Origin of the sequence: Rhodoferax ferrireducens (genome assembly GCF_031458075.1) — a bacterium.
GTDB lineage: Bacteria > Pseudomonadota > Gammaproteobacteria > Burkholderiales > Burkholderiaceae_C > Rhodoferax_B > Rhodoferax_B ferrireducens_A.
In genome coordinates this window covers 364,541-384,679 of the sequence record NZ_JAVDXT010000004.1, presented here as the reverse complement: position 1 = coordinate 384,679, position 20,139 = coordinate 364,541, and the positions used below count along the sequence as shown (strand labels likewise).

Here is a 20,139-nt window from a genome sequence, read left to right as displayed (position 1 = left end):
GCGGCAAGCTTGGCTCATTCAGCTGGAGAGCACTCCCGTATCGCCGCCAACAAAGCCAATGCCGCTACGGACAAATGGGCGCCAGCCCGCGTGGTGACACCGATGTGGCGCTGCAAGCCCTCCATCGGAAAGCGCAGCACGCACAGCTGGCCGGCGTCCACTTCGTAGCGCAACTGGTGGGTGGACAAGACCGTCAGCATCGGCCCCTGCAGCAGCAGGCCCCGCACCATCGCCAGGTCGCCGGTTTCCACCGTGGGCATCGGTGCAGCTTCGCCATGCGCCGCAAAGAATGTGGCCAGCGACTCGCGCAAGGGCGTGCCGGAACGTGACAGTACCCAGGGGAACTCCCGCAGATCCTGGAACCGGATGCGGCGGCGCCGATTCAACGGGTGATTGGCAGAAGCCATCAGACCCAGCCGGTCGGCAAACAAGGGCTCGCTGGTCAACGCCTTGTCGGCCAAAGGACGCAGAGCCCCCAGAATGAAGTCGACCTTGCCGCTCAGCAGCCCGGCGCACAGCTGCTCGTAGGGGCTTTCGACAGACTGCACCTGCAAGCGGGGGTGCTTCGCCAGCAAGCTGCTGATCGCGCATGGCAACACATGGGTGCGGACCAGCGGTAATGTCCCGACGGTGATCACGCCCTCCATCGTGCCCCGGGCCGCGGCCACGTCGTCCTCCAGATAACGGAGCTCGGCCAGCACCCGGTCGAAGCGGCGCACCCATCGGGCCCCCACATCGGTGGGCATCAGGCCGCGCGCGGTGCGCAGAAAGAGCTTGTGCCCGAGCGCGCGCTCCAGCCGCGCCACCGCTGCGCTAACGGCCGGCTGTGAAACGCCCAGGTGCCGCCCGACCGTCGGCATGTGGTGGACTTCGGCCAGCAGGGAAACCGCCAGCAGGCGCTTTTCGTCGTAGAGGACATCCAGCGCCGCTGCCGTCAGAGAGTCTCTTCCTACTGCGGCCTCGTCCAGCACCGCCCCCAGTTCCTGCGCGATACGCAAAAAGCGCTTGTGGGCCAGTTCCCCCATGGGGGTCAAAAGCATGCCTCGCCCCTTGCGTTCGAACAGCGCAGTACCCAATGAAGCCTCAAGCAGCCCCACCGACCGGCTCACAGCGGACGCGGCCCGCAACAAAGGTTCAGCGGAGGGTCGAATACCCCCCAGACGCACGACGGTGCCCAGGGTGCGGAGCTTGTGCAAGGACAGCATGGATCACGGCTTCACAAAAAAACCATCGTGCCATGTTTTTTAATCTTCTTCATCAACCGATTCGAACGGTCCCGCTGCGATAAAGCAACCTTGGATGGGTCAAGGCTTCACACAATGCGACATGGGCAAACCGGGACACCCACAGCGCCGTTTCGATGGCATAGACATTGATAAAACGCAACTTTGGCCCTCAAACAAGGAGACAGGCATGGACACGATTCTCGGCATCATCGGCTACGGCGAGGTGGGCGGCATTTTCGGCCGCGGCCTGCGCGGCAAACCCGGAGTGGCATCGGTCCATGCCTGGGACCTGAAGTTCACCGGCGCCGCGGGCGCGCAGGCCCGCACAGCCGCGCAGACGCACGGCATGCAAGTCACAACCGGCATGGCGGACCTGTGCGCGAGCAGCAACTTTCTGGTGTCGGCGGTCACGGCATCGAACACCTGGGCGGTCGCGGAAGAAGCCGCACGCCATGTGCGTCCGGGCACGGTGTTCCTGGACCTGAATTCCGCCTCGCCCGGTACCAAGCTGCGTGCGGCCCAAGCGCTGGAAGCGGCCGGCGCGCAATATGTTGAAGCCGGCGTCATGACCTCGGTGCCGCCCTATGGCATCCGCGTGCCTATGCTGCTGGGTGGCGAACATGCCGCAACGCTGGTACCCCAGCTCACGGCCTGGGGCATGGACGCGAAGGCGGTGTCGGAAAAGCTCGGCATCGCCTCGGCCATCAAGATGAGCCGCAGCATCATGATCAAAGGCCTGGAAGCCCTGGTGGTGGAAAGCTATACCAACGCCCGCCGCTATGGCGTGGAAGACCATGTACTGCCCACGCTGAAAGAAACCTTTCCCCAGATCGATTGGGAGGCACAAGGCGCCTACTTCTTCAGCCGGGTGGTGCAGCACGGCAAACGCCGTGCCGAGGAAATGCGCGAATCGGCCCATACGGTGGAAGAAGGCGGCTTCGCTCCCGTGATGGCCAGTGCCATCGCCGAGAAGCAGGATTGGGTGGCCGGGCTGGCACGCGAAGGGGTATTCGACGGCATCGCCGACAAAGCCCCTTGGCAAGCCTATGCAGACCGGCTCATTGCCCAGGTTGGCAAGGCCTGATAACCGCAAGCGCCACACTTCCCCGCTAAAAAATCCAAGGAGACACGCATATGACAACCATCCACACCTCGGCGTCCCGCCGCCACTTCAATTTGGCGCTGCTGGCCTCCGCATTGCCGCTGTCCGCAGCAGCGCAATCGGCCGCAAGCAGTTTCCCCAACAAGCTGATCCGCATGGTGGTGCCCTTCACCCCCGGCGGCTCAACCGACATCCTGGGCCGCACCATCGGCCAGCAGCTGACCCAGGCCTGGGGCCAGTCGGTGGTCATAGACAACGTGCCCGGCGCCGGGGGCAGCATAGGCGCGGACAAAGTCGCCAAGGCACCGGCCGACGGCTACACCCTGCTGATGGGCCACATCGGAACGCTGGCGGTGACGCCGTCGCTGTATCCGCGCCTGCCCTATGACCCAATCAAAAGCTTTGCCGCGGTGGCCTGGGTCGCACGGGTGCCCAACGTGCTGGTCGTACACCCCTCGCTACCGGTGAAGACGGTGCAGGAACTGGTCGCCTATGCCAAGGCCAACCCGGGGAAGATCAACTACGGATCGGGCGGCAACGGCAGCGCGGCGCACATCGCCACCGAATACTTCAAGCTGCAGACAGGCACGCAGATGCAGCACGTGCCTTACAAAGGCACAGCCCCCGCGGTGACCGACCTGGTGGCCGGGCAGATCCAGCTGATGTTTACCGGCGTGCCCGCGGTGATGGGCCAGGTCAAGGCCGGGCAGCTGAGGGCGCTGGCGGTGTCGTCACCGAACCGCGTCAAGGCGGTGCCCGACTTGCCCACGGTCGCTGCCAGCGGCTATCCGGGCTTCGAGGCCGACCAGTGGTATGGGGTGGTGGCACCCGCCGGAACCCCGCCGGACATCATCGCCAAGCTGAACCAGCAGATCAACCAGGCGCTGGCCTCGCCGGAAATCGGCAACCGCCTGGCCAGCGAAGGCGCGGAGGCCATGCCCAGCCCGCCCAAGGTATTTGCCGACCTGATCGTCAGCGAACTCTCGCGCTGGCGCACGGTGATCGAAAAAGGCGGCGTCAAGGTGGAGTGAGGCTTGCGCCAGCACCTAGAAAATCCAAGAACAAATTGGTCTCTGGCGCATATTCAATAAGCGCCAGCAGCTACTATTTAAATAGCAAAAAGACTACGAAATCACCACAAAGCAGAGTCGCGCATGCCAATCAGCCGCTTGCGCTCCTGGCGCTTCCGGTAACGCAGCACCAGGCCGGCAATGAGCCACGCCAAGCCGCCGCAGAGCAAGCCCTCCCAAAGGCTGAGATTGCGCCCCAACCAGGGCGGCGCCAAAACGGACGCCCCGGCGGCGGCAAGCACAGCGGCAAAGGACATAAGGGCGATATTCAGCATAAGGTTCAGAGCTTGATATTCGACGCTAGCAATGCGCGCCATCCAGACAGCCACGGCCTTTCAAAGTTTGAGAAGATTGTGGGTCAACCACCACCCACATGGCTAGAGGATGCTCACGAAACGCGTACCTCAAACCAGGCTTCGGGCAGATCGCCCAGGCCTTGCAGGCCTGCGGTCCGCGCCGTGTTGCAGGCCAGATGCCACTGGCTTACCAGCCGACGGGCTTCGTCAGTGAGCTCCGACACATCGCCATCGTCCGCCAGCCGCTCTACCGCCTTGAGCGCATGCACCACATCCTCCGGCGGGCCGATCCGCCGCTCCAACGCCTTGCAGTAGCGCGCTTCCGCGGCGATACGCTCCTTGGCAGGCAGCCCTGGATAGTCGGTGAGCGTGACGGTGTATAGGGTTTCGATCAGGGCTTCCATACGGGTTCCTTCCATGCGGATATTGACAAAATACTGTATTAATATACAGCATTAAACCCCGTACACACACCTGTGCGAGCGACTTCTGATACCGTGGGTTCCAGCATGATCCGCACCACCACTTCCGCACACCTCACACGATTGGACGATGAAAACCTTCTCTGTTCTGTTTGTCTGCATGGGCAACATCTGCCGCAGCCCGACCGCCCACGGCGTGTTTCTGCACAAGGTAGCCGCGCTCGGCCTGGGCCAGCAGATCCAGGTGGATTCTGCGGGCACCCATAACTACCATCCGAACAGCCCGCCGGACACCCGTTCCCAAGCACATGCATCCCGGCGCGGCTACGACCTGTCCCACCTACGGGCCCGCCAAATACTGGACGCGGACTTTGAAGCCCACGACCTGATCCTGGTGATGGACTGGGACAACCTGGCCTTGGCACAAAGCGAAAGCCCATCCCGCCACCACGCCAAGATCCGGCGCTTGACCGAGTTCTGTGAGCGCCACGACAGCCCCGTCGTGCCAGACCCCTACTACGGTGGTGACCGCGGTTTTGAGGACGTGCTGGACCTGGTGGAGGACGCATGCGACGGCCTGCTCAAGTATGTGCAGCGCCAGCTGGCTACTTCAGCGCGGAGATCTCCCGGCTTTTGATCAGGCGCGCGCGCAAGATGTTGCGGCTGATACCCAACAGCTTGGCGGCCTGCACCTGGTTGCGGTGGCAAAACTCGAATGCCGCACGCATCACGGTGTCTTCGATCTGTTCGAACAGGTCGTCATGGGATTCGTTGAACAGGCCGTGCAGCGCCGCCTCCAGCGCCTGCTGGGGCGTACCCTGGGGCGCTTCGCTCTCTGCAGGACGACGCTGGATCTGCATCGACGATAGATGCAGATCGTCCGCACCCAAAACACCGTGCTGGCAGATCAGCAGCGCATGGTGGATCACGTTTTCCAGCTCGCGGATATTGCCGGGCCAGCTGTGTTCGCCCAGCTTGCGCTCGGCCTGCGCATCCAGCCGCACCGGGCCATAGCCCAGCCGACCGCGGTATTCCTCGATGAAATGGCGTGCCAGCGGCAGGATGTCGCCGGGCCTATCGCGCAGCGTGGGCAGGGCCAGTTGCACCACATGCAAGCGATAGAACAGGTCTTCGCGGAAATGGCCGGCGGCCACCGCGTCCTGCAGCCGCACATTGGTGGCCGCTACCACGCGCACGTCGATGGGCACGCTCTTGCGCGAGCCGAGACGCACCACTTCCCGCTCCTGCAGCACCCGCAGCAGCTTGACCTGGATGGACAGCGGCAAGTCCCCAATCTCATCCAGAAACAGGGTGCCGCCATTGGCCGCTTCAAACCAGCCGGTCTTGGCCGCAAAGGCGCCGGTAAACGCGCCTTTTTCGTGGCCAAACAATTCACTCTCCACCAGGGTCTCGGAAAAAGCCCCGCAGTTCACCGCTACGAACGGGCGGCTGCGGCGCTGGCTCAGGTCGTGCACATGGCGGGCAATCAGCTCTTTGCCAGTACCGGTCTCGCCGATGATCAGCACACTGGCATCGCTGGGCGCCACCATGCGGATGCGCTCCAGCAAGGCCACCGAGCGCGGGTCTTCAAATACCTGGGCGGTCGCGCGGATGGAGGTGGTCAGCTTGCGCGGGTCGGGCAAGGTCAGCAGTTGCGGCGGCTCCCAGAGCCGGTCTGCGGGCTCGAAGACGTCCGGTGTGTGCAGGTAGCTGGACTGTATGTTCATGAGTAAAAGCTCGGTACGGGATATTGCTGTTTCAACGCCCACTCGCCAATCTCGCGCAGCTTGTAGGCCACCGGGTCGTGCAGGCTATGGGTGCGCAGATTGCGCCAGTGGCGGTCCAACCGCAGACCACCGTGGGTGGCGCGCGCTCCCGCCACATCGAACATCCGGGTACAGATGTCCAGCCCGGTGTGGGTGGCGGCTACCTTGGCTGTGGCGACTGCCAGCGCCGTCTCGCCGCGTTCTTTTTCGGTCAAAGCCGCACCCCGCAGCCAGGCGGCATCCAGACGCTCGGCTGCGCGGTCGGCCAGCACGCGTACACCCTCCAGCCCCACCCAGAAGTCGCCGTAGTGGCCCAGCACATAGGGGTCGTCTGTCATCTGCGCCACCTTGGCGGCGTGCCAGGGTCGGGCTTCATGCAAGGTGTAGTAGCGGGCGTCGTTGAAGGCCGCTTCGGCAATCCCCAGGTAGACATTGGCCAGCACCAGCTGCGACACCAGGGGCCGCAGACAGGCAAACGGTGTAGACAAGGGCCCGGGATCGACCAGCAGCTCGTGGTGCTCCACACGCACTTTTTCAAAAGTCACACTGCCACTGTCGGTCTGGCGCTGGCCCATATTGTTCCAGTCGGGCGATACCGAAATGCCCGAGCGACCGGTAGGCAGCGCCGCAACCAGCAAAGCCCCGGTATCGGCTTCACGGGCCGAGGCGATCAGCATTTCGGAGTCCAACGCACCCGAGCAAAAACTCTTCTGCCCGGTGAACTCGCGCCAGGGGCCGTGCACGCTGGACAGGGTTCTGTCGTCCAGCGGATTCAGCGCATTGCCCCAGAACCAGCGCCGGCGCGCGGTCTGCTCAAACCAGGGCTGCCACTGCTGCGGCTGGGCGAACAGGCGCACGGTGGCCAGCATCAGATGGTGGAAGCCGAACACATGGGCCAGCGAACTATCGGCCTGGGCCAACAGCCGCACCACGTCCAGGGTCTCGCGCCAGCTGGCCCCCATGCCGCCGAACTCGACCGGAATGCTCAAGGCCAGCAGGCCGCTGCTGCGCAAGGCATCGCGCTCGGCCTTGGGCGTGCCGCCACGTTCGTCCCGCTCCGCGGCCGTGGCAGCGAAAACGGCTGCCAGCTGCTGGGCAACTTGCTGCAGCGATGCTGGCTGCGCAGCAGCTGCATCGGCATCCAGAACAGGCGGGGTGGCTTCCATCCAAACAGTACTCACGTGTGAAACCTTGGGTTGCTGCGTATCCAGCAGATTCTGCGGGTTTCAGGCCGAAGACCAAGCACGCAATTCAGATATGCATAGGTGAAATGCGTCTGTAGCAGCAACCAGGCCTTCCCGCTGCGTAAATGCCAGCAATGCTGGTGATGGACTGCTGCTGTAGCAGCAGAAAAACACGGCAGCGGCCACGCCACCAAGGGGATGCCGCACTGGCATGCTTACTGCTGATCCATGGCATTAGCTTCTACGTTAGCGACATCTCTACAAAGGCCCGCCATGCAGATTTTCTGGTTTCTTCCCACGCACGGCGACAGCCGCTACCTGGGCACTTCGCGCGGTGCGCGCACCGTCAGCCACCACTATCTGCGGCAGGTGGCGCAGGCGGCCGACGAGCTGGGCTATGAAGGCGTCTTGATCCCCACCGGCCGGTCCTGTGAAGACTCCTGGGTGGTCGCGTCGTCCCTGGCCGCGTGGACCGAGCGGCTCAAGTTCCTGGTGGCGATCCGCCCCGGCATCATCTCGCCCACCGTGTCGGCACGCCAGACTGCCACGCTAGACCGTTTCTCCAACGGGCGCCTGCTCATCAACGTGGTGACTGGCGGCGACCCGGATGAACAGCACGGCGACGGCAGCTTTCTGACCCATGCCGAGCGCTACGAAGTCACCGATGAATTCCTGCGCATCTGGCGCGGTGTGGCCGCTGGCGAAACCGTCAACTTCAGCGGCAAGCACCTGCGCGTGGAGAACGCCAAGACCCTGTACCCCCCGGTGCAAAAGCCGTATCCACCGCTGTGGTTTGGTGGCTCGTCCGACGCGGCAATTGCCCTGGCCGGTGAGCAGGTGGACGTGTACCTCACCTGGGGCGAGCCGCCGGCCGATGTGGCCGACAAGATCGCCAAGGCCCGTGCCGCCGCCGCCGTGCACGGGCGCACGCTGCGCTTCGGCATCCGGCTGCATGTGATCGTGCGCGAGACCAGCGACGCGGCCTGGCGTGCGGCCGACGAGCTGATCTCCTTCGTCACCGACGACACGATTGCGGCTGCGCAAAAAGCCTTCTCGCGCTTCGACTCGGTGGGCCAGCAGCGCATGGCCGCGCTGCACGGCGGGCGGCGCGACAAGCTGGAGGTATCGCCCAACCTGTGGGCCGGTGTCGGCCTGGTGCGCGGCGGTGCCGGCACGGCCCTGGTCGGCAATCCGCAAGAGGTGGCCGCCCGCATCCAGGAGTACGCGGCGTTAGGCGTCGATACCTTCATTTTCTCGGGTTACCCGCATCTGGAAGAGGCCTACCGCGTGGCCGAGTTGCTGTTCCCGCTGCTGCCGCTGGAGAACACCCGTCCGCCCGGCACGGCCAACATCACCGGCCCGTTTGGCGAGGTGATTGCCAACGACATCGTGCCCCCGGCCGCCCGCGCACCGCATGCTGCCGTGCGCGAGGAGACCGCCGCATGAAGCATTTTCAGTCGGAGACGGGAAAAGGCGAGGGTGAGGCCCGCCTGCCTTGGCAGGACAGCGTGCAATCCGTCACCCAGGCGCTGGCCGCCACCGCCGTGGCCCGCGACCAGCGCGGCGGCACCGCCAAGGCCGAGCGCGATGCCATCCGCGCCAGCGGCCTGCTGGGCCTGAGCGTGCCCACCGCACTCGGTGGCCTGGGCGCCAACTGGCAGCAGACGCTGGAGGTAGTGCGCAGCTTTGCGCAGGTCGACAGCGCGCTGGCCCATTTATTCGCCTTCCACCACCTGTTGCTGGCCACCACGCAACTGTTTGGCCGCCCCGCACAGTGGCAGCCCTGGATAGAGCAAACGCTGGCGCAGCGCTGGTTCTGGGGCAATGCACTGAACCCGCTGGACAAATCCACCCATGCACTGCAGCAGGCCGATGGCAGCTACACCTTCACCGGCCGCAAAAGCTTTTGCTCGGGCGCCAGCGACTCCGACATGCTGCTGGCCTCGGCCCTGGACGTCCATGGCCGCCTGCTGATTAGCGTGGTGCCTACCGCCCGCACCGGCATCCGCGTGCTGAACGACTGGGACAATATGGGCCAGCGGCAAACCGACAGCGGCAGCGTCGTCTTCGACCAGGTGGCCGTCGCTGCAGACGAATTGCTGACCGACCCCGGCCCGCTGTCTACGCCCTATGCCTGCCTGCGCCCCCTGCTGGCACAGCTGATCCTGGCCCACATCTACCAGGGCCTGGGCGAAGGCGCACTGGCCGAAGCGCGCCAGTTCACTTTGCAGCAAGGCCGGCCGTGGATGGCCTCCGGCGCGGCGTCGGCCCAGCAAGACCCGTACATCCTCGGCCATTACGGCGACTTCTGGCTGGCGCTCGAAGGCGCACGCCTGTTGCTGCAAAACGCCGCCACCGCCTTCGACCAGGCCTGGGCCCGCGGCACGGCGCTCACCGAGGCCGAACGCGGCGCCGTCGCCATTGCCGTGGCCGCCGCCAAGGTGGCTACCACCCGCGCCAGCCTGGACGTGGTGCACAGGATGTTCGAAGTCACCGGCGCGCGCGCCACCACGGCTGCACTGCGGCTAGACCGCTACTGGCGCAATCTGCGCGTGCACACCCTGCACGACCCGGTGGACTACAAGCTGCGCGAGCTGGGCGAATGGGCGCTGAACGATACCCTTCCCCATCCCAGCTTCTATTCCTGACCCAGCCATCCCCTTGCCGACCCCGCGGGCCCACAGCGAAAGCTGTGGGCCCGCTTTGACTTTGGCGTGCTGCTTGTTTGGCAGCAATCTGTTCGCAACCTGCTGCAGGCACAGCAAACCGCCGAACCCAGGAATACGTAAACCCTTGATTCATAAAGAAAAGTGGACTGGCATGCCATTCGCATATATGCAATGCACCGCAAATTTACCGCGGCTTCTATACAGATGGCATATCAACATCCACACAGCGAGACCACCATGACTCCATTCGATGCGTCCCCCTTCAACCGCCGCCGCTTCCTGGGCACGGCCTCCGCCTTGGGCGCAGCGGGCATGCTTGCCGCCTGCGGCAAAGAGCCCGCCGCGCCAGCACCGGCCGCATCCGCACCAGCCCCCGCTGCCAGCACAGACAGCAAAAAATATGCGGGCCAGTCGCTGAACCTGCTGTTCAACCAGCCCCACGCCGTGGCCGGCAAGCTGCTGGCCAAAGACTTCGAGGCCTTGACCGGCGCCAAGATCAACATCACCCCCGTGCCGTACGACCAGCTGCATGCGCAGGCCACGCTGGATGTGCAGTCGGGCGCCAACCAGTTCGATGTGATCGATTATTTCTACCATACGCTGGGCGCGCTGGTGTCCGACAAAGTGGTAGTGGACGTGACCGACTGGATAGCACGCGACCAGGCGCAGATCGAGCCTGCCGACTTCCTGCCCTCGCTGTACGACACCTACACCCTGCGCAACGGCCGCCGCTGGGGCCTACCCTACGACGGCGACACCCACGTGCTGTTCTACAACACAGAAATCTTCGCCCGCCACCAGCTGAGCGCACCCAAAACCTGGGAAGACTATTACCAGGCTGCCAAGCTCATCACCCAGAAAGAATCGGCCAACGGCATCTACGGTGCCGCGGTGCAGGGCTTCAAGATCCCGGTGATCGTGGGCTCGTCCTACGCCAACCGGCTGGCCGGCTTTGGCGGCAGCTTCTTCACTGCCGACGGCAAGCCCGCGCTGACCAGCCCGGAAGCCATCGCCGCCGCCGAAGAGCTGCTGCGCATCGTGCCCTACGCCCTGCCCACCCCGGCTGAGACCGCGTTCGAACACGCGCTGCCGGCCTTTCTGTCCGGCAAGGCCGCGATGATCGACTTCTGGACCGACCTGGGCGTCACCGCGCAAGACCCGCAGTCGTCGCAGATCGTCGACAAATGGGCGCTGGTGGCCTTGCCTGTGGGCGGCAAAAACACCACGCCGCGGGCCGCCCTGAATGCCGGCTTCGGCCTGGGCATCACCACCGGCACCAAGAAGACCGAGCTGGCCTGGGAATTCATCAAATGGGCGACCAGCAAGGATGTGTCGCTCAAGCAGGACGTGCTGCCCGGCAGCGGCATCGACCCGAACCGCAGCTCGGTGCTCAACAGCCCGGTGTATGGCAAGGCCGCACCTGCGCTGCAGGCCGAAATCCAGGCCACCATCGGCAGTGCCCTGGCCTGGCCGCTGCAAGCCCAAAGCCCGCAGCTGATGGACGCGCTGACCGAGCAACTGGCCTTGATCGTGTCCGGCAAGAAGAAGCCGCGCGACGCGCTGGCCGCCGCCCAGGCCCGCTGGGAACAGCTGCTGAGCGCCTGAAGCCATGGCCGCACTGCGCCCGAACCGGGTGAGCCCAAGGCTGGCGCGCAGCGCGCCGCTGTGGATGCTGACCCCCGGCAGCTTCGGCCTGCTGGTGGTGTCCATCGTGCCCGCGCTGTACACGCTGGCGCTGGCCTTCACGCATTCCAGCCTGGGCCAGCCGCTGGCGGCCTGGAACGGCGCAGCCAACTTCCAGGCGCTGTGGCGCGACAGCACGTTTGCCCAGACCCTGCTGCGCACCGTGCTGTATGCCCTGCCGGCCAGCTTCATCCAACTCAGCCTGGGCCTGCTCATCGCGCTGCTGCTACAGGCGCTGCGCCAGGGCCAGTTCGTGCGCAGCCTGGTGCTGCTGCCGCTGATGACCCCGCCGGTGCTGGTGGGCGTGGCCTGGAAGCTGCTGCTGGCGCCGGCGGGCGGCCTGGTCAACGGCACGCTGCTGCGCCTGGACTGGATCAGCGAGCCGGTGTCGCTGCTGGGCTCGGACACCTGGGCCCTGCCGGCCGTGCTGCTGGCCGATACCTGGCAGTGGCTGCCCTTCGTGGTAATTCTGTGCTTTGCCGCCCTGCAAACCCTGCCGGCCGACGTCTTTGAAGCCGCCGCGCTGGACGGCGCCAGCCCGCGCGGCACCTTCTTGAAGATCACCCTGCCGCTGCTGGCCCCTGCGCTGCTGGGCATCTTTTTGCTGCGGGTGGTGATGTCGCTCAAGACCTTCGACCTGGTCTACATCCTCACCGCCGGCGGCCCGGGCAGCGCCACCACGCTGGCCAGCTACGAGGTCTGGAAGACTGGCCTGCAGAACTTCAATATCGGAGCGGCTGCCGCCCAGACCCTGGTGTTCTCGCTGGCGGTGGCCGCCGTCACCTGGCCGATCCTCAAAGCCCTGCAATGGGTGGAACGCCGCACCGGCTGAAGCCGGCCCAGACAGCCTACACCAGACACCTGCTGCCGGAGCCCCCATGTCCTACCTGCCCAACCCACCCACTTCGCCACTGCCGCTATGGCATCTGCCGCTGCGCCTGCACAAGCTGCGCTTCCCCAGGCCGCCGCTGCGCGCCTGGCTGTGGGCGGCAATGGCGGCGGTGCTGGTGTTCTTCATGCTGCCCATCGCCTTTCTGGCCGCCACCTCGTTCAAGACGCGGGACGAAGTGCTGTCCGGCCAGTTCCTGCCGCTGCACCCCACGCTGGCCAACTGGAGCAAGGTGTTCGACATCGCCCCGCTGCACCTGCACCTGTTGAATTCACTGGCCGTGGCCGTGCTCAGCGTGGCGATCACCCTGGCCATTGCCGTGCCCGCGGTGTACGCCGTGGTCAAGCTGCAGCGCGGCCGCTGGCTGGCCGGGGCGCTGTTGTCCAGCTATGTAGCGCCGCCGGTGGTGGCCCTGCTGCCGCTGTTCTTTCTGCTGCGCTGGCTGGGGCTGAACAACAGCCTGGTCGGCCTGGGCCTGGTGCACGGGCTGGTGAACGTGCCGGTGGCCTTCTGGCTGCTGCGCAGCTTCTTCAAGCAGATACCGCTGGCGCTGGACGAGGCCGCCTGGCTGGACGGCGTGGGCTACTGGAAGACGCTGTGGCGCATCAACCTGCCGCTGCTGTGGCCCGGCCTGGTGTCCACCGCGCTGGTCTGCCTGATCCTGTCGTACAACGAATTCCTGCTGGCATCGGTGCTGAACAGCCGGCCCGATTTGCGCAGTATCACCGTGGCCATCTCGCTGTTCCAGGGCGAGCGCATCGTCAACTTCGGCCAGATGGCCGCCGCATCCCTGGTCGGCATTGCGCCGGTCTACCTGCTGGCCCTGGCTTTCCAGAAAAACCTGATCGGCGGCCTCAGCGCCGGTGCTGGTCGCTAGGAATCCCATGGCCAACATCCACATCTCCGGCCTGCACAAGACCTATGGCGACACCGCCGTGCTGCACGGTATCGACCTGCACATCGCCGAGGGCGAGTTCGTCGTACTGGTCGGCCCGTCTGGTTGCGGCAAGTCCACCCTGTTGCGCGCGCTGGCCGGGCTGGAGCGCAGCGACGGCGGCAGCATTGCCTTCGACGGCCAGCGCATCGACCACCTGCCGCCCCAGCAGCGCAAACTGGCCATGGTGTTCCAAAGCTATGCGCTGTACCCGCACATGACAGTGCGCAACAACATGGCCTTCGGCCTGCGCGAACAACGCCAGCCCGAGGCGCTGGTGCAGGCGCGCATCGCCAAAGCCGCCGCCGTGCTGCACCTGGACGACTACCTGGAGCGCTACCCGCGCCAGCTCTCCGGCGGCCAGCGCCAGCGCGTGGCCATGGGCCGGGCCATGGTGCGCGAGCCGGTGGCCTTTCTGTTCGACGAACCGCTGTCCAACCTGGACGCCCAGCTGCGGGTGCAGATGCGCGCCGAAATCCGCGCCCTGCAGCGCCAGCTGGGCACCACCACCGTCTACGTGACCCACGACCAGGAAGAGGCCATGACCATGGCCGACCGCATCGTGGTGCTGCGCGCGGGCCGCATCGAACAAATCGGCGCACCGCTGGAGCTGTACGACCACCCCGCCAACGCCTTCGTCGCCCGCTTCATTGGCTCCCCGCCGATGAACCTCATCCACGCCCGCTGGAGCCCCCAGGGCCTGACCCTAGGCCCCGGCGTGCACCTGCCCGCGCCCCCCGGCAGCACAGGACCAGAGGGCGCGCCAGTTCACCTGGGCGTGCGGCCCGAACATCTGCTGCTGTGGACCGGAGACAGCCCCTTGCCCGCCGACGCACCCCGCCTGCGCCTGCGGGTGCACAGCCTGGACCACCTGGGCGCGGCGACCGAGCTGTACGGCACGGTGGTGGGCGCCGAAGACCAGGGCCCTTGGCTGGCCCGGCTGCATGGCCGCTACTTCGCACGGGCGGGGGACGAAGTCACGCTGACCTGGGAAGCGCAGCGCAACCACCTGTTTGATGCCACTACCGGGCTGCGCTGGGCAGCGGCAACGCGCCCTGCAGAATTACAAGCGTTTTAGGCCTCTAGCGCAGGTAGTACCTGCGCAGACCGCTATCAAATTAGGAACTCTTCCCTGCGATCCTCCACAGGCCAGAGGCGCCTTGCGCAGCCTGGCCCTGGCTGCTGCCCTTGCAGCACCCCAACCGCAGCCTGCTGCAAACACAGCAGACCCGCCGCCCCACAGAACACCTAAACCCTTGATTTCAAATACAAAAATATTGGCACAGGATTCGCACATAGCCAACATGCCGTTAATCGTTTGCGGCTTGTAACCAAAAGGCATATCAGCATGGATCGCACACCACAGGTTTTTGCTCCCCCTAGCGTTCACGACGCACGGCCCAGCCCCTACGACCACCCGGCGCTGGCCGAGAAGTTCCGCCCCATCTTCCAGCGCATCGCCGACACCGTGCTGGAGCGCGAGCGCACCCGCACCCTGCCGTTTGAACCCATCACCTGGCTGAAGCAGGCGGGCTTTGGCGCGGTGCGGGTGCCGGTGGAGCATGGCGGCGGCGGCGCGTCGATTCCGCAGCTGTTCCAGCTGTTGATCGAACTGTCGGAAGCCGACTCCAACGTCACCCAGGCGCTGCGCGGGCATTTCGCGTTTGTCGAAGACCGGCTCAACGCCCCGGCCAGCGCGCAGCGCGACCTGTGGTTGCAGCGCTTTGTGGCGGGCGAGCTGGTGGGCAATGCCTGGTCGGAAGTGGGCAGCGTGGCCATCGGCGACGTGATCACCAAGGTGTCGCAGAAGGACGGCGAATGGGTGGCCAATGGCCGCAAGTTCTACAGCACCGGCAGCATCTTTGCCGACTGGATCGACCTGTACGCGCGCCGTGCCGACAACAACGCAGACATCATCGCCGCCGTCAGCACCCACCAGCCGGGCGTGGTGCAGCAGGACGACTGGGACGGCTTTGGCCAGCGCACCACCGGCAGCGGCACCTCGGTGTACACCGACGCCAAGATTGCCGAAGAAAACATCTTCCCCTTCGAGACCCGCTTCAAGTACCAGACCGCCTACTACCAGCTGTTCCACCTGGCCACGCTGGCCGGTATTGGCCGCGCGATTGAACGCGATGTGGCCCAGCAGGTGCGGGACCGCCAGCGCGTCTACAGCAACGGCAATGCATCGCACGTCAGCCAGGACGCGCAAATCCAGCAAGTGGTGGGCCAGATATCGGCCCTGGTCTATGCCGCCGAGGCCACGGCCCTGCGCGCCACCCTGCCCGCCCAGCGCGCATTTGAAGCGCGGCTGCAGGGCGACAACGCCGAGGCCGAACGCCAGGCCAATATCGACGCCGAAATCGAATCCGCCCAGGGCCAGATCGTCGTGTCCGAGCTGGTGCTGCGCGCGGGCACCGACCTGTTCAACGCGCTGGGCGCATCCGCCGCCAGCACCAGCAAGTCGCTGGACCGGCACTGGCGCAACGCCCGCACCGTGGCATCGCACAACCCCATCGTCTACAAGTCGCGCATCGTGGGCGACTGGCGCATCAACGGCACCGAGCCGCCCTACGTCTGGCAAATCGGCAACGGCACAGGCCGCAAGGTTTGAAGCGTTCTTTCATCTTCAAGGAATCACCATGAGCACTGCCACCCTGGACCGCCCCCGCGTCAACTCCACCGCGCCGTTCACCGCCCGCCCCCGCCCCAGTCAACCGGCCCACGTGATCCGCGACGATGCCGAAGCCATCACCGTGGCGCACCGCCTGGCAGCCGAGTTCCGCACCGAATCCGCACTGCGCGACCGCGAAGGCCTGCTACCACTTTCAGAGCTGGACGCGTATTCGCAAAGCGGGCTGTGGGGCATTAACGTGCCCAAAGCCTATGGCGGTGCGGGCGTCTCCTACGCCACGCTGGCGCAGGTGATACGCATCCTGGCCGAGGGCGATTCCAGCCTGGCCCAGATCACGCAAAACCACCTGGCCCTGGTCGCCCACATCGGGCTGGATGGCACGCCGGCCCAGCAGGCCGAGCTGTTCGGCCTGGTGTTGCAAGGCATACGCTTCGGCAATGCGTTCTCGGAAAAAAACAGCAAGAACGTGGCCGCCTTCGAGACCACCTTCAAGATCGAGGGCGACACCGCTGTGGTGAACGGCCAGAAGTTCTACACCACCGGCGCGCTGCTGGCGCACATCGTGCCCATCGTCACGGTGGACCCGCTGGAGGGCAAGGGCTACCTGGCGTTTGCCGACCGCAACGCCGACGGCCTGACGGTGCTGAACGACTGGTCCAGCTTCGGCCAGCGCACCACAGCATCCGGCTCAATCCAGATCGTGGACGTACGCGTGCCGCTGAGCCGGCTGGTGCCGGTAGCCGCGTTCGACCGGCCCACGGCAGCGGGCGCCATCTCGCAAATCATCCAGGCCGCGATCGACGGCGGCATTGCCGCTGGCGCGATTGCCGAGACCATCGCGTTCGTGAAGAACCGCAGCCGCCCCTGGATCGACAGCGGCAAGGAAACCGCTGCCGAAGACCCGTTCACCATCAGCGCCATCGGCGACCTGACGCTGCGCCTGCATGCGGCCGAGGCCCTGCTGGAGCGCGCCGGCCGCGCCATCGACCTGGCCCTGGCCGAGCCGAACGAGGCCACGGTCAACGCCGCCACCCTGGCCACCGCCGAAGCCAAGGTGCTGACCACCGAAGCCGCGATTGCCGCCACCAACAAGCTGTTCGAGCTGGCCGGCACCCGCTCCACCCTGGCCGAGCACAACCTGGACCGCCACTGGCGCAACGCCCGCGTGCACACCCTGCACGACCCGGTGCGCTGGAAGTACTACCACCTGGGCAACTACCACCTGAACGGTGTGCACGCTCCCCGTCACGCCTGGAGCTGATGGATGGGACGGCACATTCGCTTCAACGCGTTCGAAATGAACTGCGTAGCCCACCAGTCCCCCGGGCTGTGGGCCCACCCGCGCGACCGGTCCTGGGAATACAAGGACCTGCGCTACTGGACCGACCTGGCGAAGACGCTGGAGAAGGGCTTCTTCGACGGCATCTTCATTGCCGACGTGATCGGCTACTACGACGTCTACAAGGGCAGCAACTACCACGCGCTGCAACAAGGCGCGCAGATCCCGGTGAACGACCCGCTGCAGCTGGCCGCGCCCATCGCCATGGTGACCGAGCATCTGGGCATAGGTATTACCGCGTCCACCTCGTTCGAACACCCCTACACCTTTGCGCGCCGCCTCTCCACCGCCGACCACCACACCCAGGGCCGCCTGGGCTGGAACATCGTCACCTCGTACCTGGAGAGCGGCGCCAAGAACATCAGCCAGGGCGGCCTGCGCCGCCACGACAACCGCTACGAGGTGGCCAACGAATACGTGGAGGTGCTGTACAAGCTGCTGGAAGGCAGCTGGGAGGCCGACGCCGTGGTGCGTGACCGCGCCAAGGGCATCTTCGCCCACCCGGAAAAAATCCACGAAATCGCCCACAAGGGCAAGTACTTCGACGTGCCCGGCTACCACCTGAGCGAGCCCTCGCCCCAGCGCACACCGGTGCTGTACCAGGCCGGTGCCTCCGGCCTCGGCAAGAGCTTTGCGGCCAAGCATGCCGAATGCGTATTCGTCGCCGCACCCACGCAGAACGTGCTGAAGAACTATGTGCGCGATGTACGCGCGCAAGCGGCACTGGCCGGGCGCGACCCGCGCAAGCTGCTGGTCTACAACCTGGTGACGGTCATCGTGGACGAGACCGATGCCAAGGCCCAGGCCAAGTTCGAGGAATACCAGCGCTACGCCTCCTACGACGGCGCGCTGGTCTTCATGTCCGGCTGGACCGGTATCGACTTTGGCCAGTACGCGCCCACCGAACTGGTACGCAAGGTAGACACCAACGCCATCCTGTCGGCCGTGGAAGTGCTGGCCGGAGGCGACCGCTCATGGAGCATTGAAGAGTTGGCGAAGTGGGGCGGCGTGGGCGGCCTAGGCCCGGTGTTCGTAGGCTCGGCCGCCACCGTGGCCGACATCCTGCAACAGTGGGTGGAGGCCACCGACATCGACGGCTTCAACCTGGCCTATGCCATCGCCCACGAAACCTTTGAAGATGTCGTCACCCACCTGGTGCCCGAACTGCAACGCCGTGGCGTCTACCCCACGGCCTACAAGCCCGGCACGCTGCGCGAAAAGCTGTTTGGCGACGGCCCCCTGCTGCCCGCCAGCCACCCAGCGCAGCAGTACCGCGATATTGAAAAGGTGAAGAGAGAGGGTGGGCAAAGAAGCGCGCCAGCGGCGGCGGAGACAGAGCGGGAGGCTGCCTTGTCTTAAACCGTCATATTGGCGTTTGCTTCATTTTTGATAGCTGCCAGCGCAGGGCTCTTCTGCGCTGGTGGCTATTTTTTCTTGTGAATCGGAATACGTGAACAACCGTCGGTACCGCGAGTCGCATTCTGCGAGGTCGCGCTTACCAGGCCTCTGCAGCTGGCGTTCCCTGGTGGTAGCGCAGCTGCCACTGGCCATCTACCTGCATCCAGATAGATGAACGCAGCGTGTGATTTTCCAGACCACCGTTTTGTTGGCGGTGCGCCGAGCGGTAAGTGAGCAATGCCACCCCGGCTGCAGGCACATACACCGAGAAGTCACTTGAGACCACAGGCGGAGAAGTCTGCTGCGCGCCCAGGAAGCGAAGGACCGTTGCGCGATCGTACTCACGCCCCGAGCGGCCCACCTCGGAGAAGTCTTTGTGTAGCAACTGCTCTAGGCGACCGACTTCACAAGGAACACCCGGATGGTGTAGCTCGCCCTCTAGGGCTTGAATGGTGGAAAGAAGGGAATTCATGGCGACTGCATTTCACTTATATCGTTGACGCTTTAGATACCTGGGCAAGTGTCCAGGGATACAAAGGCTCTACCAAACCCCGTAGGGCTTTGATGGCAATGTTAGCCGTCGATTCAGCAGCCGGTCTTCCTCCTGCGATAAGTCAGCCCAGTGGTTCGGAAAAGACCATCCCACACCGTACCGACCCGCAATGCTTCTTGCTGCCGACGCAGCAACACCACCGACATCTGCTGCCCCACCAGCATCCAAAAACAGCATATGCATGCGCGCAAACCGACTATGCCGCAGGCACTGCTGCTCCAGCAGCAACACATCCGCAGCATGTTGCAAACCCAGCACTCACACGCTCCATAAAAACACACTAAACCCTTGATTTACATCAATATTTTCTCTGGCACGCCATTCGCATAAAGCCACTGTGCTGCAAATAGGTTGCGGCTTCCAAACAGAGGTCCTATCAACATGGTGAAGAAACTCAAAGTCGTGGCTGTATCCGGTGGTTTGCAGCGCCCCTCCCGCACGCTGGTGCTGGTACAAGAATTGTTGGCCGCGCTGGGCGATGCCCTGCCTATCGACGTGCATCTGATCGAGCTCGGCAACATCGGCCCGCAGTTCGCTGGCGCGCTGTACCGCAGCCAGCTGCCGGCCCACGTGGAGGCCGAAGTGGCCGCCATCGAATCCGCCGACCTGCTGATCGTGGCCAGCCCCGTGTACCGCGGCTCGTACACCGGCCTGTTCAAGCACCTGTTCGACTTCGTGCACCACGAGGCGCTGACCGATGTGCCGGTGCTGCTGGCCGCCACCGGTGGCAGCGACCGCCATGCACTGGTGATCGACCACCAGCTGCGACCACTGTTCAGCTTCTTCCAGTCGCGCACGCTACCCATCGGCGTATATGCGACGGAGAAGGACTTCGAAGGCTACGAGATCAGCAGCCCCGCGCTGCGCGACCGCATTGCCCTGGCGATTGCCCGCGCCGTTCCCCAGCTGTCGCACCGCGCCACCCTCGATGAAGTGACTGCCACGGCGCAAGAAGCCGTCGCCGCCTGATCCA

At 65.0% G+C, this 20,139-nt stretch carries 19 protein-coding genes; 13 read left to right on the top strand and 6 right to left on the bottom strand.

The genetic code is table 11. From position 1 onward, the window contains the following. Positions 1-14: 14 nt before the first annotated feature. Positions 15-1,205, bottom strand: a complete 1,191-nt coding sequence (locus J2X19_RS20300; protein WP_310375974.1) for a LysR substrate-binding domain-containing protein — start codon at positions 1,203-1,205, stop codon at positions 15-17. Positions 1,206-1,413: 208 nt separating this feature from the next. On the opposite strand from J2X19_RS20300, the gene J2X19_RS20295 reads away from it, so the two are divergent. Next, a complete protein-coding gene (locus tag J2X19_RS20295) occupies positions 1,414-2,310 on the top strand; it encodes a DUF1932 domain-containing protein (RefSeq protein ID WP_310375971.1) in 897 nt (298 codons plus the stop codon). A 50-nt stretch (positions 2,311-2,360) separates the two neighbouring features. Next, positions 2,361-3,359 (top strand): Bug family tripartite tricarboxylate transporter substrate binding protein, encoded by a 999-nt coding sequence (locus J2X19_RS20290; RefSeq protein ID WP_116607033.1) that lies wholly within the window; start codon positions 2,361-2,363, stop codon positions 3,357-3,359. Between the two features lie 101 nt (positions 3,360-3,460). On the opposite strand, the gene J2X19_RS20285 is transcribed toward J2X19_RS20290, so the two are convergent. Next, the gene (locus tag J2X19_RS20285; RefSeq protein WP_310375969.1) at positions 3,461-3,715 is read right to left on the bottom strand and encodes a hypothetical protein; all 255 of its coding nucleotides are present in this window, start codon (positions 3,713-3,715) and stop codon (positions 3,461-3,463) included. A gap of 71 nt (positions 3,716-3,786) precedes the next feature. Beyond that, the gene (locus J2X19_RS20280) at positions 3,787-4,113 is read right to left on the bottom strand and encodes a hypothetical protein (RefSeq protein WP_310375968.1); all 327 of its coding nucleotides are present in this window, start codon (positions 4,111-4,113) and stop codon (positions 3,787-3,789) included. A 133-nt stretch (positions 4,114-4,246) separates the two neighbouring features. On the opposite strand from J2X19_RS20280, the gene J2X19_RS20275 reads away from it, so the two are divergent. Then, positions 4,247-4,753: a low molecular weight protein-tyrosine-phosphatase gene (locus J2X19_RS20275; RefSeq protein ID WP_310375967.1), complete on the top strand. Its 507-nt coding sequence runs from the start codon at positions 4,247-4,249 to the stop codon at positions 4,751-4,753. Here J2X19_RS20275 and J2X19_RS20270 read toward each other — a convergent pair. Together J2X19_RS20270 and J2X19_RS20265 are read right to left on the bottom strand one after the other, a co-directional pair. Then, a complete protein-coding gene (locus J2X19_RS20270) occupies positions 4,722-5,843 on the bottom strand; it encodes a sigma-54 interaction domain-containing protein (protein ID WP_310375965.1) in 1,122 nt (373 codons plus the stop codon). The genes J2X19_RS20275 and J2X19_RS20270 overlap by 32 nt on opposite strands. Then, the gene (locus J2X19_RS20265; protein ID WP_405048704.1) at positions 5,840-7,063 is read right to left on the bottom strand and encodes an acyl-CoA dehydrogenase family protein; all 1,224 of its coding nucleotides are present in this window, start codon (positions 7,061-7,063) and stop codon (positions 5,840-5,842) included. The genes J2X19_RS20270 and J2X19_RS20265 overlap by 4 nt, the downstream gene beginning before the upstream one ends. A 276-nt stretch (positions 7,064-7,339) precedes the next feature. On the opposite strand from J2X19_RS20265, the gene ssuD reads away from it, so the two are divergent. From ssuD to J2X19_RS20220, 9 genes are all read left to right on the top strand, one after another. Then, positions 7,340-8,512 carry an FMNH2-dependent alkanesulfonate monooxygenase gene (gene ssuD / locus J2X19_RS20260; protein ID WP_310375963.1) on the top strand — a complete coding sequence of 391 codons (1,173 nt, stop codon included), beginning with the start codon at positions 7,340-7,342 and terminating at the stop codon, positions 8,510-8,512. Further along, a complete protein-coding gene (locus tag J2X19_RS20255; RefSeq protein WP_310375961.1) occupies positions 8,509-9,714 on the top strand; it encodes an acyl-CoA dehydrogenase family protein in 1,206 nt (401 codons plus the stop codon). The genes ssuD and J2X19_RS20255 overlap by 4 nt, the downstream gene beginning before the upstream one ends. Before the next feature lie 258 nt (positions 9,715-9,972). Beyond that, a complete protein-coding gene (locus tag J2X19_RS20250) occupies positions 9,973-11,340 on the top strand; it encodes an ABC transporter substrate-binding protein (protein ID WP_310375959.1) in 1,368 nt (455 codons plus the stop codon). Positions 11,341-11,344: 4 nt separating this feature from the next. Then, positions 11,345-12,250 carry a carbohydrate ABC transporter permease gene (locus tag J2X19_RS20245; protein ID WP_116607042.1) on the top strand — a complete coding sequence of 302 codons (906 nt, stop codon included), beginning with the start codon at positions 11,345-11,347 and terminating at the stop codon, positions 12,248-12,250. Positions 12,251-12,296: 46 nt separating this feature from the next. Further along, positions 12,297-13,184, top strand: a complete 888-nt coding sequence (locus J2X19_RS20240) for a carbohydrate ABC transporter permease (RefSeq protein ID WP_116607043.1) — start codon at positions 12,297-12,299, stop codon at positions 13,182-13,184. A 7-nt stretch (positions 13,185-13,191) separates the two neighbouring features. Then, positions 13,192-14,319 (top strand): ABC transporter ATP-binding protein, encoded by a 1,128-nt coding sequence (locus J2X19_RS20235; RefSeq protein ID WP_116607044.1) that lies wholly within the window; start codon positions 13,192-13,194, stop codon positions 14,317-14,319. 270 nt (positions 14,320-14,589) lie between these two features. Then, positions 14,590-15,855 (top strand): acyl-CoA dehydrogenase family protein, encoded by a 1,266-nt coding sequence (locus tag J2X19_RS20230; RefSeq protein ID WP_116607045.1) that lies wholly within the window; start codon positions 14,590-14,592, stop codon positions 15,853-15,855. 28 nt (positions 15,856-15,883) lie between these two features. After that, the gene (locus J2X19_RS20225) at positions 15,884-17,137 is read left to right on the top strand and encodes an SfnB family sulfur acquisition oxidoreductase (protein ID WP_116607046.1); all 1,254 of its coding nucleotides are present in this window, start codon (positions 15,884-15,886) and stop codon (positions 17,135-17,137) included. 3 nt (positions 17,138-17,140) lie between these two features. Beyond that, the gene (locus J2X19_RS20220) at positions 17,141-18,574 is read left to right on the top strand and encodes an LLM class flavin-dependent oxidoreductase (protein ID WP_310375954.1); all 1,434 of its coding nucleotides are present in this window, start codon (positions 17,141-17,143) and stop codon (positions 18,572-18,574) included. 136 nt (positions 18,575-18,710) lie between these two features. Here the strand turns inward: J2X19_RS20220 and J2X19_RS20215 are convergent, their stop codons facing one another. Beyond that, the gene (locus J2X19_RS20215) at positions 18,711-19,085 is read right to left on the bottom strand and encodes a nuclear transport factor 2 family protein (RefSeq protein ID WP_310375952.1); all 375 of its coding nucleotides are present in this window, start codon (positions 19,083-19,085) and stop codon (positions 18,711-18,713) included. Positions 19,086-19,547: 462 nt separating this feature from the next. Between J2X19_RS20215 and msuE the strand changes: the two genes are divergently transcribed. Then, a complete protein-coding gene (msuE, locus tag J2X19_RS20210; protein ID WP_310375951.1) occupies positions 19,548-20,135 on the top strand; it encodes an FMN reductase in 588 nt (195 codons plus the stop codon). Positions 20,136-20,139 lie beyond the last annotated feature (4 nt).